This is a genomic window from Cyanobacterium sp. Dongsha4 (assembly GCF_036345015.1).
GTDB lineage: Bacteria > Cyanobacteriota > Cyanobacteriia > Cyanobacteriales > Cyanobacteriaceae > PCC-10605.
Genome location: NZ_CP084098.1, coordinates 377,222 through 390,949, shown reverse-complemented (window position 1 = coordinate 390,949; position 13,728 = coordinate 377,222). Strand labels below are relative to the sequence as shown.

Below are 13,728 nucleotides of genomic sequence, written 5' to 3'. Positions count from 1 at the left end.
TTATAGAATTATCGATATTGTTTTGAAACATACGGATTTCCGTAACCAAAAAATTATGGTTTCTCAGCTTTTTAATTTTTATCAACAACCTAAGAAGAAAATTTTTTCTGTTATTTTAGCTTTGATTGGTACTGTCACTCCTTTAGTGGGACTACATAAACTTTATCTTGGACAACCATTATGGGGTTTAATTTACTTTATCCTTAGTTGGGAAAGTCCTATGGCTAGAATTGCTTGTGCGATCGATGCTGTTCTATACTTAGCACAAGACTTAAATTATTTTCATTCTCGCTTTAATCCTGAGTTACCTTTAAATGAGAATAATTCAATAGATGCAAAACAAATTACGGAAGTGGCACAAGCTATTAGAGAATTAGAAAAATTACGTCAAGATGGGTTGATTTCCGAAAATGAGTTTGAGCAAAAACGCCGTAAATTAATTGCTTAAATTAAAGATAGCAATATTTTTGGTGAAACCAAGTTTTATTATGATTAAGAGATTGAGGTTTTTTATTTTTGGTTTTTTTCGTTGGTTAATTATTGTCTCAACTATATTTATACTTTCTTCTATCGCTTTAATTACTTATATTTATCAAATAGAACCTCAATGGATTCAAATTAAAAACCTTGACATAACCCTGCCTAATTTAGAGGAAAATTTTGAGGGGTGGAGAATTTTACAAGTTAGTGACATTCATATTAACCAATGGATGACGGAAGAAAGATTAACCAATATAGTTAATTTAATTAATGAACAACAGCCCGATATAATCGTTTTAACGGGAGATTTTTTTTCTCAATCAGGTAGCTATTCTACTAGATTAGATAGATTAGAAGAAAGAATTATTCCTAAAATTCCCTATGCAGAAGAACATCCTAGCTTGATTAAAAGAGTTTTAAATAAGGTGGGTTTTCCTGTTCAAGATACTCCCCGAAGAAGATATTTTGATGATGATAAAATAACTTTAATTAACAGTTTAAGCAAACTTAAACCCCATTACAAGAGTTTTGCCATATTGGGAAATCATGACTATGCCACAAGTCGTAAGTTAGTTAGAGAAGGTCTAAAAGATAGCGATATTATTACCTTAAGAAATAGAGTTTATACCATTGAAAATAACAGTAGTTATCTTAATATTATCGGTGTTGACGATGTTTTATATGGTAAAGATGATTTAGATAGTGTGTTAACACAAATACCTGATAGGGGTGCAAATATTTTATTGGTTCATGAACCAGATTTTGCGGTTTCGGCATGGAAAACTCATCGTTTTCAATTACAGTTATCTGGACATTCTCACGGTGGGCAAGTAAAAATTCCTTTTAGAAAACCTCCTTTTCTTCCTCCTTATGGACAAAGATTTCCTGAAGGATTATATCGATTTAGCGATTTGCTACTATATACTAATCGGGGTGTTGGGATGGCTTACCCTTATATTCGCTTTAACTGTCGTCCAGAGATTACTATTTTTACATTACACTCTGTGAAAGGTAATTAACCTGAGTTCGCAATAAATTTTCATCTCTAAGTGATGGGGCAAAAGGCAAGGGGAAAACCCTAACACCCCAATATCAAAACATCTGAAACCCGCAACCTGAAACCTGACACCTAACCTTATACAATAAATATTCTTAACCAAAACTGAGGTTAACTAAATCCATCCTTTGAGCTTATAAATAATAATTCCTAAATATTCTTTTAAAGCTAGGTTAGTATTGTACAAATATGTAGAACTGGGAAAAAGATTAATAATTATATTTTGCCAACTGTCATCTTTGATAAAATCTTGTTCGGTTACAAGAAAATCTGTGGGGGCAGGTATAACATCAAAACCTTGTTTTTGAAAAATTTTCACTGATCGTGGCATATGTAATGCGGACGTAACCAATATAATTTGTTTAATGCCTTTTTCTTCTAAGATTAAACGGGTATTAACGGCATTTTCATAAGTATTTAAAGATTTCCCTTCTTTGATAATTGCTGATTCTGGAACACCAAGTAACACCAATAATTTAGTCATATCAGAGGCTTCTGAATTTTCGCTCTCTAAGCCTTTCCACGGTATTCTTCCCCCCGAAACCAGAATTAAGGGTGATTTTTTCATTTTGTAAAGTTGAGAGGCATAAATGACGCGATCGCCCTGTTCTGCTAAATCAATCATTGGGCGAGGGTAAATTAGAGGTTTGATTCCGCCACCTAATACAACTAGGGCTTGTGCGTTATCAATGGAGCTAGGAGAGGCTAAATATTGCCATTCAAGGGATTTAACCAGTAAATTACTAACAAAAAAATTACTCGACAGAAATAAAACTAACAGAGCCAAGATAATCGGAATGGGTAAAAAACGGGGAAATTTCCACCACAAAACTAGGGCAATTAACAAAGAAAAACAGGCAAATCCCAGAGGATAGAAAAAAAGAGGTAATAATTTTGATAAAAAAAGAAAATCCATAGCAATTTTGATTTGACTATTCTTCTTCAAAACCTTATTGTAAAGTGTTTAGTTAATCGATATTACTTACTCACTGCTTCACACATCCCAATACTTACCCAACTACTGGCACCATCGGCAAAATGTTCTTTTTTCCAAATAGGTGCATTATGTTTGAGAGTATCAATGGCATATTGACAAGCCTTAAAAGCCTCCTGACGATGAGGGCATCCTACGGCGACTAAAACACTAATATCTCCTATGACTAACTTACCAATACGATGATGAATGATAATACTATTGATTTGGGGATACTGGTTAACTAAATTTGCTCCTATCTGCTTAAATATTGTTACCGCCATCGGTTCATAAGCCTGATATTCTAAGTATTCTACCTTTTTTCCTTCTGTTTGACAACGGACTGTACCACTCATAAGTGCGATCGCACCATTGGCAGGATTATCAGCTAATTGATAAACTTCAGTTAAACACAGAGGGGCAAAAGTAATTTTAAAATCAGTAAAATAACTCATGATTGTTATATCTATCTTTTTTCCCAGCGCACCACATACCATTGTAAGGAGTTATCATCATCAATGTTAAATTCGCAATAGTTTTCTAAAAGATACTTTGCTTTTTCCGAAAGAGAGTCAATACTATCGATGTCTGAAGGTATATCTTGGCAACTTTCGATAACTTGTTCTAATTTTTGCAATAATTCCATCTCTGTTAATAATTGTTCAGGTTGATTAGTTTCTAACACAACATAACCATCCTCTTGATACATAATCGAGTCAACCATTATGAGGTATATCCTTAATTAATATTTAACTTTTACTTTATTATTTTCACATCTTACTCGAAAAAGTCGGTAGCATTTCGGTTCGAGATAATATAGGGATTGATTAAAAAGAGGTTGATTAATAAAAAATGGTGTCAGGAGGGTAGGCAGAAAGTTAAAAGGGCAAGGGGCAAAGTTAAAAGGGCAAAGTTAAAAGGGCAAGGGGCAAAGGTAATAAACCATTAGTAATTAGTAAGTAACTTCGGCACTTTAAGAATTAGTTTCTTCTAATCCCCTAACACAATACCCCTAACTCCTAACTCCTAACTCGTTTCTCCCCAATACCCCAGCTTATTTAATATTAATACATTAGTATTGAATCTTAGTCTTAGCTCATAACTTGAATCGATTATTTTGTCGCAATCCAATATTTACTAAAACCGTGAACTTCTTCCCGAATATTTCTAAAACCGGCTACATTCAAACGAGATTTTAAATCATCCTGAATATAGTCATTGTAAAAAGGTTCATGAAAAGCAATAGGAAAATTAGTCATCATCGTTTCTAATTCGGGGGAATCAGATAATTGCATCGAATCGGCAAAAATACAGATTCCTCCTGTTTGTAAAACACGGTAGCATTCATTAATTACCTTTTGTCTGACTGGATTGGGTAACTCATGAAAAAGAAAGACACTGGTGACACCTTGAAAATAGTTATCTTGATAAGGTAATTCTTCCCCGTTACCCTCCACTAATTGGGGTAATTCTTGAGGAAGTTGGGATAATAATTCATTTGCTTTGCGTAAGTATGGGGCTGATAAATCTATCCCGTATAAACTGGCATGGGGGAAAGTCGCCCGAATAAATTTTAACGTTCTACCAGTTCCACAGGCAACATCTAATATTTTCGGATTGCTACTAGAATTTAAAGTATTTAAGCCTTGTTTTAAGGGTTTGAGAATACGGCGACGCATGGCATCAGTAACACCGTTAAAAAGAATATCAACTTGTAAATCATAGATGTCAGCAGAATGTTCACTCAAATAGCCATCAGTTTGATAATGAAAATTGCGACGATAGTATTGAGGATATTTATTGGAGTCAATATTAGAGGGTAAGTCTTGAAAGTTATTATTTTTGATTCTTTGCCATGTCTGAGGATAATCGAACCAAAGAGCGATATATGCTTGTAAAAATTTTCCCCAATCCGCATCAAATAGAAGGTTAAGGGGATAAACTCCTTCTTTTGCATCCTGCCAATCTTCTTCAATAATTTGGTCTAGTCTAGCCTGTAAAACTGTCCATGTTTCTGATGAAACTTTTTCTAGGGGTAGTTGATAAGGAAATATTCTTTGACGAACTTCGGTGCTAAAATTTTTGTGGGCTAAACTTAACCCTGCTTTTATTTTTTGCCAACCTTCGTAAATGTTTTTTAGTAATTCGTAGTTAATAAATTGTTCGAGATTAAAAATGGATTGCATAATTGCGGTTGATGATTCATTGATTCAAATGTGTATTGTTAATTATTGTAAAGGTTTATTGATCTTAGTCGGTGTCGAGTTAACGTTCAATTAGTAAATATCTTTTCACTAAAGATTTTCGTCCAGAATTGTTGCCTTTCTTGAGGAGTTTCGGAGGCAATATTCCAAAGACTTTCATAGAAAAAGAAAGAGACTCCGGCAAAATTTTGTTCTCTGGTGGTGCTAATTTGTGCTTCAATTAAGTCGAGATTAACTGGTCTTCCTTTCAATCCTGTTAAGATACCGATCGCAGTTGGAATATGATCTTTGGCTAATTGTAAGTCTTTTTGGGACAATTCTCGGTTAAAAGCCTCCATGTTATCTCGATAAATTTGTACTATCAATTCTTCAATAAAGCCTTTTCTTTCCCATTTTGCCCAATCTAGTAAAAACATTTCTTTGGAAAACTCTTGAGGATTAGGAGAGACGGAAACTATTACATTCTGCTTGACTGCTTTTATTTTATGGAATAGGATTTCCATATATTCAGTAATTTTGTGCGATCGCCACTCAATCCATTCGGGGTCAAGATAGTCTAAAGGGGGTAATTTACCTTGGTGTTCTCTACGATATAATCCAACTGTATAGCTATCATAACCAAACTCTGATGGGTAGCCAAAATGATCATCAAATTGAATCCCATCAATATCGTAATTAGTAACTATTTCTAAGACTAAATCCGTGATAAATTCTTGTACTTGGGGATGAAGAGGATTTAACCAAACTCTTTCATGGGTTTTGCCTTCCATCCAAATTTCACTATCATCTTTTCTTCTGGTTAACCATTGAGGATGAGACGTGGCTAAAACAGAATCGGCGGGAGCCATAAAACCAAATTCAAACCAAGGAATAACCCTTATATTACCCTGATGAGCTTTTGTAATAATTTCAGCTAAAACATCTCTATTTTGCAAACCTTCGTGGGGATCAATTTTACTGCCGATAATTTTTTCTGCAACTTGACTGGGATAAAGAGTATAACCCCAATTCCAAACGGTAGGATAAAGACTATTAAAATTTAGTTCCTTGAGAGATGCGATCGCATCTTTTGTATTTTGAGAAGAAAAAAGAATCTCACTGTCAATATTTGTTAACCAAACCCCCCTGATTTCACCTTGATTGTCAACTATAGGTTGACTATAACTCCATTTACTCCAACTATAAAAAATCAAAACTGTAGCTAGAAACAAAGAGATTAATTTTAAATATTTCATCTTAGAGTTTGTAAATAAGTTGCATTATTAAGATTTTGATCAACAGTGGCAAGTATCAAATTATAAAGTTTCACGATAAAGCATCCCAAGTAACGAGGTTAGATGTAGGTTCAACTATATCATCTAATATTTTCCTCTATGTTTCATCACCCCAAAGGTTGCCCTTTTTTTCTCTTTAATAGGTTGAATAACTGCTAAGGGTTTTCCTTTGTTATTCGAGCTTGTTTAACTAAGTTTTGGATAGTTTCGGGCAAGTCTGATAAGGCTATTTGAATCATAGGAGTTTATTTTTTCAATATATTTCCACTTTATATTACTTTCCCTTTAACCAAATTCTCCAACTTCATTCACATTTGCAGGGCATATACTCCCTCTTAATTTTTCATTCCTATGGGATAAAACGGTTGATGTAAACTAATCAAATGAGCAAGAGTTTTCTTTAATTGAGTACGAGATACGATCGCATCAACAAAACCATGTTGTAATAAATACTCTGAAGTTTGGAAACCATCGGGCAATTTTTCTCTCAAAGTTTGTTCAATTACCCTTCTTCCCGCAAAACCAATAGTTGCATTAGGTTCAGCTAAAATTAAATCTCCCAACATCGCAAAACTAGCAGTTACTCCCCCAGTAGTAGGATGAGTTAAAACAGGAATGTAGAGAAGTTTTTTTTCTTGATGTCTTTGCAACGCCCCTGAAATTTTCGCCATCTGCATTAAACTTAACATTCCCTCTTGCATTCTTGCGCCACCAGAAGCACAAATAATCACCACTGGCATCATGTTAGTAGTAGCATACTCGATCAAACGGGTCAATCTTTCTCCCACCACAGACCCCATACTTCCCCCCATGAAACGAAAATCCATAACCCCTAACGCAATGGGTAAACCATCAATTAAACCAGCACCAGTTTGTACTGCATCGGTAAGAGAAGTTTTTGTTTTTAATTCCAAGAGGCGATCGCTGTAAGCCTTACGGTCATGAAAATTGAGCGGATCTGTGGGATTGATATGATGATTTAAAGGTTGCCATGTATCGTGGTCAATTAACTGACTAATTCTTTCATCACTATAAACAGGCATATGGTGTTCACACTCCAAGCAAACCATATTATTAGCCTGTAAATCTTTTGTATAAGATAAAACTCCACACTTAGGACATTTTGTCCATAAACCATCGGCAATTTCTCTCTCTTGCTGAGGTTTTATCTCTGGTTCAGACTTGCGCAAATTATCAAACCAATCAAATAAAGACATTATATGAATAGAATTTAGAATGTAGAATTTATAGGAATTCAGGAGTCAGAATTTTTTTGAAGAAATCAATAAGGAATTTATTTTATCTTTTCTTTTATGAGTTTATATGCTTCCTCATTTTGATTTTAACCCCGAACTCCGAACTCCGAACTCTGAACTAATAACCTTAGATTTGGGGTTCTAAACGAGCATAGAAAACACCACGAATTTTAACTTCTTCAGGTTCTTCCGCACCTAAATCAGTAGAGGAAGGTTGTTCGCTTTCAAATACTCCAGAGATTTCCCCAGTGTCACCATCAACCTTAGTGATTTGTAAAGAAATTTCACCATTTCTGGTTTCATACTGTTTTAAATTACTGCGAAGATAATCTTCTTTGTCCGCACCAGCAGGTAAAGCAACAGCATTATCATAACCGGTACTTAAACCACGTCCTTTAGGATCTAAGAAAGAAGCACCACGATAGGAAGGCACTTTAAACTCACCACTAAAGTCAGCAGAAGTATTAACCGCACTGAAGCCGGGTTCAGTAGTAGCAACCATTTTTTTGATGGTGAAGAAGAAAGGTACTTGTTCGCCTCCGGGTAATAAAACTGTAGCGATTTGGAAGTCGATTCCGTCTAATTCAGTTAAGGTTAAAACCCCTTCTTGATCAACACTTAATGTACCTCTGATTTGCTCTAAGCTGGTAGTATCTCTGGTTAAGAGCTTACCTTGAACAAATTTAGCTTCTTGTCTTTTGTTAACAGGTTCTTCTTTTACAAAATACTCTTGTGGTTCTAAGCACATATCCACAATAGTTAAAGGTTCATCAGGAGAAATAGCAATGCTACCACGAGTAAACTCGGAAATTTCGGGGCATTTATTTGCTAATCCAGTATTTAAAATTTCATCATAAGTAATTGTATTAGGATCGTATGCTTTGGCTACATTGTCGCTACAAGCATTCAAAAAACCTAAGCAGACGATGAGGAAAGCCACTAACAGGCTACGAAATCTCATAGTTAAACCTCTCTTTGTCAATCTTCTTTAAATTTTTAATCTTAATGAGTACTTAGTCTCTTTGGCTAAAGAATAAGTATAGTTAGATTTATCGTGATCTACTTTATCAAATTAAGAGTCTTTATTAACAATTTTTATCGGAATTATTCTTCTTTACTTAAGTTATTTAACCTTATAATCCCTATTCTTCTGCGATTTATTTTAGTTTTTTCTGGTTATTCATCCAGTCACATTTAATTAATATTTTGTTACAAAAATTAATATTAAATTTCTCTTAACTATTCACAATTGCAGAAAAAGTAAGGGGCAAAGTTAAAAGAGTAATGGGCAAAAGGGCGAACTCCTCTGTGTCTCCCCTTCCCCTTATTCTCGTGACACCCTAAGCCTCTAACTTAACGTCTTATTTTCTGAAATGTTGATTAGCAATTCAGATACTCTTAAACCCGTTACAGGATCAATCCAATGGGGAGCTATTTCTGCAAGAGGTTCAAGGACAAAGGTTCTTTCTCTCATTCTCGGATGAGGAATTTCTAGGGTGGGAGTGTTTAACGTTAGGTTTCCATAAAAGATTAAATCTAAGTCTAGGGTGCGTGCCCCCCATCTTTCTTTTCTTTCTCTACCAAATTTTTTTTCTATTTCGAGCAAAGTGTTGAGCAAGTGATGAGGGCTAAGGGTTGTATTGATAATGGCACAGCCATTTAAGTAGTCTGGTTGGGGAGGTCCTACGGGCTTGGTTTGATACCAATGGGAATGATTAATTAATTGTATTTTTTCTGTTTCTTTGAGGGTGAAAATGGCTTCATTTAAGATTTGCTGACTATCCCCTAAGTTACTCCCCAAGGCAATTGCTGAGAGGGTTTCATTGGGGAACGCATTTTGGTATTCTGATGAAGTACTTATTTCTTGGTAATTTTTCGTCATAATTGATACTAAGCTATTAACCTCTTGGGGCTGATCATGTATCATTAATTTATATGAATGATCTAAGTTTAAAGCAAACCGCTATTGATTTTGATTCCGACCTCGATCCATTGGACGACATTGAGGTTGAGTCTTCTCCTGCTCCTGATCCAGAATTAATGTTACAGTTGATTCGCAGTGATAATAAACAGGAGCAAATCCAAGCTGTTCGGGCTTTTTGCGAAATTAGCGAACCCAGAGCGATTCCTATTTTAATCGAATTTTTGAATAATAATTGTCCTTTAATTCGGGTTAGTTCTGCTTATGCCCTTGGAAGAAATACCGATGAAAGTGCTGTTGTTCCTTTAATTAATACTCTCAAGAATGATTGGAATGGCTATGTGCGTAAAGGTATTGTTTGGGCTTTGGGTAATAATGGCGACGAGCGAGCTTTTGAACCTTTATTAAATGCCCTTAAAACGGATATTAGTGCGGTTCGTTTATGGGCGGCTAGTAGTTTGGCAAATATTGCTAAGTTGAATTATGAGGATGCCATTACTGCCCTGCCAGTGTTAATTAAAGCCTTGAGACAAGATGAAGTTCCGGCGGTTCGTAGTAATTGCGGTTGGACTATTGGACAATTGTGTCGTGAGTTGCCTTACAATGTTGTTTATGCCACTGCGATCGATGCTTTAATTGAGGCATTAGTAGAGGATAAGGATTTAGGGGTTAAGGAAGATGCGAAGATGGCTTTACTAAAATTGGGTGATCCTCGTGGTTTACAAATGATTGAGGAGTTAGAATTAGAGGGGATAATATAACCTCAGTTCGAGATAAAAATATCTGCTAACCAGTGGGTATTAAGGTATCGGGTAGCAGGTTTAACGGTAAAGATTTTCTGAGCATTTACTTAGTGAATCAAAGAATTAAAAAAAAAAATCAATTTATTTATCTCTTTCATCAATATCGGTTTATTTTAACTCTGAATTCAAGTAATATAGGAATTTTAGTTTGTTTATAATACCCGAATTCGCTTAGAGTTTTGATACTTTTATGACTTTCTGGGACTTACAATCTTGGCAAAAAATTTCTACATTACCCTTTTTTTTGCTTCCTTATGATGTTCACCTTTTTTATGGTAATACTAATTATTTTTTAGATTTTATGCCTTTTTTTCAAGGTATTTTATCTGATGATGAACTAGATAAAGCTCAGTCTTTTAAATTTCAAGAAAGATGTAATAACTACTTAGTAAATAAAGGTATTTTAAGAGTTATTTTGGCAAATTATTTATTAATAAAACCAGATGATATACTCTTTTTTTATAACGATAAAGGTAAGCCTATATTAGATTTTAGCATAAATAATATAGATTTATATTTTAATTTATCTCATAGTAAAACATACATAATTTATGGTTTCTCTCTATTTAATTTAGGGGTTGATTTAGAGAAAATAGAAGATAATGATAATTTATTAGGAATAGCAAAAAGGTTTTTTGTACAAGAAGAATATCAATATTTACAGCATTTAAAAAGAGAAGAACAAGTTAAAACTTTTTACCAATTTTGGACAAAAAAAGAAGCCTATTTAAAAGCTATAGGAGAAGGTTTATCTGGCGGATTAGATACTATTAATTTCTGCAATAAATCTCACTCTAACTGGCAAATCAATAATTTTTCTGTGGATGATAATTTTTTAGGTGCGATCGCAGTTGAAACACAACACAAGTGTAACTATTATTGCTTAGAATTATTACCAGAAACACTTGAGCAGTTAATTCTTAATCTTAGCAACCTGTAAATCATCTAGTAAGTGAAAGAAAGTGGAATTAATTTTCAGGAAAAGAAAATAAAAAGAATTATTTGTTAAATAAAATACTTATTTACAGGAGGGTATTCGTTTATTTAAGTTAAATTAATATTGTTATTGAAAAACTCATTTCTAAATGATTGCATCAGTAGTCAACTTGCTCTTTATTTTTATAATGCTTAAATTGCTTCTATTTCGTCCATAACTTTATGAAAAAATTTATTAGTCTGCGGACAAAAATATTAATCAGCTATACCATTATTTTCACCCTTTTTTTTCTAATTCTTTATGAATGGTCTTGTAGAAGTAACACAAAAAGAAGTTTGGAACGATTAAAAAATAATTTAAGACAAGTTGCGATCGCATCTTCTCAACAGATTGATACAAAAGAGTTAAAGCAATTATTTCAAGAAGGCAAAGCCAATGAAGAAGGTAGTTCAGACGATCCACGCTACAAAAGTCAACTACAATGGATGGAACAGATAAACCAGTTACACCCCAATATTTTTTTATTTACTTTTACCCACCCCAATATCTCTCAATTATCCCCTACTGATAAAACCGAAATAATTTATTTAGTAGATGTATGGAGAGGGAAAAATCCTCAAAAAAGCGTTAATTTTTTAGAATCTGCCCCCGCCACATCATATCATTTACAAACTCTTGCAGAAGGGGCTACAGTTTACAGACATTTTTACAAAGATAAATGGGGGAGTTGGATAACTTATTATGCACCCATCAGAGATTCATCAGGACAAATAATTGCGGGAATAGGTGCGGATATGCAAACAGAGGAAATCAATGAGATACAAAATGATATTCGTGAGAGATTTTTATCTTTTTTTGTTATATCCTATCCCATTTTTTTCTGTTCCATTATCGGATTATCCCATTTTTTAACTACCCGCTTAGGAAAATTGCAAAAATACGCTCAAGCTGTGGGAGAAGGAAATTATCAACCAGATATAGATATTTCAGAAACTAATTTCATGTTTTCCCTGTTTCGAGATGAAAGAATGGTATTGAGTAAAGCCTTACAGGAAATGACAGGAAAAATTAAGCAACGAGAAGACTTATTAAATGGCATTTTTAACCAAGTAGCCGTAGGCATTGCTATCCACGATATTGATTACAGATTAGAAATAGTCAATAATACCTTGTGTACATTATTAGATTACTCAGAAAATGAATTAAGACAACAATCAGGTTATTTTTTCATTCACCCTGAAGATACGGTATCTACCCAAGAATATTTGCGAGAAATTTGCTTTTCTACTAATCTTAATCCCGCTTCCCTTGAAAAACGCATTATCACGAAAAAAGGGCAAGTTAAGTGGCTAGAAATAACAACTACCATTATTGGAGAAAGGGAAAAACAATCTTTCGTGACTATTTTTCAGGATGTTACTAAACGTCGTTTTATGGAAACTAAGTTAATTGAAGCGGCAAACACCGATTTCCTAACTAAATTACCTAACAGGGCTTATTTCATGGCAACCTTAGAAAATTTGTTACAGGAAGCTAAGAATACTCCTCATCAGCTATTTGCTTTACTATTGGTTGACTTAGATAATTTTAAAACTATTAATGATAGTCTTGGACATTTAGCAGGAGATAAATTTCTCATTGATATTGCCTATAATTTACGCCGTTGTTTATCTTCTTCCCATATGGTGGCAAGGTTAGGGGGAGATGAATTTGCGATTCTTCTTGATTCTATCAATAAAGTCGAAGATGCGATCGCAGTTGCGGAAAAAATTCAAGCAGAAATAAGTTTACCCTTCTATATCCATAATCAAGAATTTTGCACCAGTTGCAGTATCGGTATTGTTTTAAGTCATAATCAAACTACCAATTCTCCTTATCTTCGTGCAGAGGATTTATTCAGAGATGCCGATATTGCCATGTATCAGGTAAAAAATAAAGGCAAAGGAGATTATCAAGTTTTTGGTAGAGAAATGTATGATGATTTTATCAGGCGTTTAAAATTACAGAATGAGCTAAGAAAATCTATTGAAAAAGATAATTTAATTATTTACTACCAACCTATTATAGACTTAAAAACAGGTAAAATAACTAGCATTGAATCTTTAGTTCGTTGGGAACATCCAGAATTAGGGTTTTTAAATCCTAATAAATTTCTGCCCATTGCTGAACAAAGTGGACTAATGATTAGCCTTGGTAAATTAGTTTTAAATAAGGCTTGTAATCAATTAAAACAATGGCAAGAAGCTAATTTAATTCCCGAAAATGTTTGTATAAATGTCAATGTTAGTGAGCAACAATTTGAGCAGGGAAATATCTTACAACAAATCCAAGATGTTTTAAACAAAACCCAAATTTCACCTCATAATTTACGCATAGAAATAACAGAATCAATCATTGCTCATCAAATTCAAAATGTTACGAAAATTTTATCAGAAATCAAAAAACTAGGAGTTAAAATTGCGATCGATGATTTTGGTACTGGTTATTCTTCTTTAGCTAGATTGAGGAATTTTCCTTTACATCAAATAAAAATAGATAAAGCCTTTGTTAAACCCCTAAATACTCATCCTAAAAATATTAAATTTTTACAAGGAATAATTACCCTTTGTCATAACCTAGAATTAAAAGTTGTTTGTGAAGGAATAGAAACAGAAAAGCAACTGGAAATTTTACAAAAACTAAACTGTAATTATGGACAGGGATATTTATTTTCTAAACCATTAAGTCAAGAAGATTTTGCTCTTTGGATAATGAATCAAATCTAAACCCCATATCACCTAAGCAAATAAACAATTGATTCTATACTTTCTGTAACGTCAAATT

Annotated in this window: 13 protein-coding genes; 5 read left to right on the top strand and 8 right to left on the bottom strand. The window is 33.8% G+C overall.

All coding sequences use genetic code 11. The annotated features are described in order from the left end of the window. Positions 1 to 55 precede the first annotated feature (55 nt). Positions 56 to 448: an NINE protein gene (locus Dongsha4_RS01710; RefSeq protein WP_425590786.1), complete on the top strand. Its 393-nt coding sequence runs from the start codon at positions 56 to 58 to the stop codon at positions 446 to 448. Between the two features lie 40 nt (positions 449 to 488). Beyond that, positions 489 to 1,499 carry a metallophosphoesterase gene (locus Dongsha4_RS01705; protein WP_330204060.1) on the top strand — a complete coding sequence of 337 codons (1,011 nt, stop codon included), beginning with the start codon at positions 489 to 491 and terminating at the stop codon, positions 1,497 to 1,499. Between the two features lie 153 nt (positions 1,500 to 1,652). On the opposite strand, the gene Dongsha4_RS01700 is transcribed toward Dongsha4_RS01705, so the two are convergent. The 8 genes from Dongsha4_RS01700 to folK all read right to left on the bottom strand — a co-directional run bounded on the left by Dongsha4_RS01700 (position 1,653) and on the right by folK (position 9,171). Next, the gene (locus tag Dongsha4_RS01700) at positions 1,653 to 2,453 is read right to left on the bottom strand and encodes a YdcF family protein (protein WP_330204059.1); all 801 of its coding nucleotides are present in this window, start codon (positions 2,451 to 2,453) and stop codon (positions 1,653 to 1,655) included. Between the two features lie 62 nt (positions 2,454 to 2,515). Next, the gene (locus tag Dongsha4_RS01695) at positions 2,516 to 2,965 is read right to left on the bottom strand and encodes a molybdenum cofactor biosynthesis protein MoaE (RefSeq protein ID WP_330204058.1); all 450 of its coding nucleotides are present in this window, start codon (positions 2,963 to 2,965) and stop codon (positions 2,516 to 2,518) included. Between the two features lie 11 nt (positions 2,966 to 2,976). Beyond that, positions 2,977 to 3,234, bottom strand: coding sequence for a chlororespiratory reduction protein 7 (locus tag Dongsha4_RS01690; protein ID WP_330204057.1), 258 nt, complete (start codon positions 3,232 to 3,234; stop codon positions 2,977 to 2,979). Positions 3,235 to 3,622: 388 nt separating this feature from the next. Beyond that, positions 3,623 to 4,696: a class I SAM-dependent methyltransferase gene (locus tag Dongsha4_RS01685; protein WP_330204056.1), complete on the bottom strand. Its 1,074-nt coding sequence runs from the start codon at positions 4,694 to 4,696 to the stop codon at positions 3,623 to 3,625. Between the two features lie 86 nt (positions 4,697 to 4,782). Further along, positions 4,783 to 5,949, bottom strand: a complete 1,167-nt coding sequence (locus Dongsha4_RS01680) for a glycoside hydrolase family 10 protein (protein WP_330204055.1) — start codon at positions 5,947 to 5,949, stop codon at positions 4,783 to 4,785. Positions 5,950 to 6,323: 374 nt separating this feature from the next. Further along, on the bottom strand, positions 6,324 to 7,205 hold the full coding sequence (gene accD / locus Dongsha4_RS01675) for an acetyl-CoA carboxylase, carboxyltransferase subunit beta (RefSeq protein ID WP_330204054.1): 882 nt from the start codon (positions 7,203 to 7,205) through the stop codon (positions 6,324 to 6,326). Between the two features lie 166 nt (positions 7,206 to 7,371). After that, complete coding sequence (locus tag Dongsha4_RS01670) at positions 7,372 to 8,205, bottom strand: photosystem II manganese-stabilizing polypeptide (protein ID WP_330204053.1); 834 nt, start codon at positions 8,203 to 8,205, stop codon at positions 7,372 to 7,374. Positions 8,206 to 8,592: 387 nt separating this feature from the next. Further along, on the bottom strand, positions 8,593 to 9,171 hold the full coding sequence (folK, locus tag Dongsha4_RS01665) for a 2-amino-4-hydroxy-6-hydroxymethyldihydropteridine diphosphokinase (RefSeq protein ID WP_330204052.1): 579 nt from the start codon (positions 9,169 to 9,171) through the stop codon (positions 8,593 to 8,595). Positions 9,172 to 9,179: 8 nt separating this feature from the next. Between folK and Dongsha4_RS01660 the strand changes: the two genes are divergently transcribed. The 3 genes from Dongsha4_RS01660 to Dongsha4_RS01650 all read left to right on the top strand — a co-directional run bounded on the left by Dongsha4_RS01660 (position 9,180) and on the right by Dongsha4_RS01650 (position 13,670). After that, on the top strand, positions 9,180 to 9,926 hold the full coding sequence (locus Dongsha4_RS01660; RefSeq protein WP_330204051.1) for a HEAT repeat domain-containing protein: 747 nt from the start codon (positions 9,180 to 9,182) through the stop codon (positions 9,924 to 9,926). A 232-nt stretch (positions 9,927 to 10,158) separates the two neighbouring features. Beyond that, positions 10,159 to 10,908, top strand: coding sequence for a 4'-phosphopantetheinyl transferase family protein (locus tag Dongsha4_RS01655; protein ID WP_330204050.1), 750 nt, complete (start codon positions 10,159 to 10,161; stop codon positions 10,906 to 10,908). 218 nt (positions 10,909 to 11,126) lie between these two features. Then, positions 11,127 to 13,670 (top strand): putative bifunctional diguanylate cyclase/phosphodiesterase, encoded by a 2,544-nt coding sequence (locus tag Dongsha4_RS01650; protein ID WP_330204049.1) that lies wholly within the window; start codon positions 11,127 to 11,129, stop codon positions 13,668 to 13,670. The last annotated feature ends 58 nt before the right edge of the window (positions 13,671 to 13,728 follow it).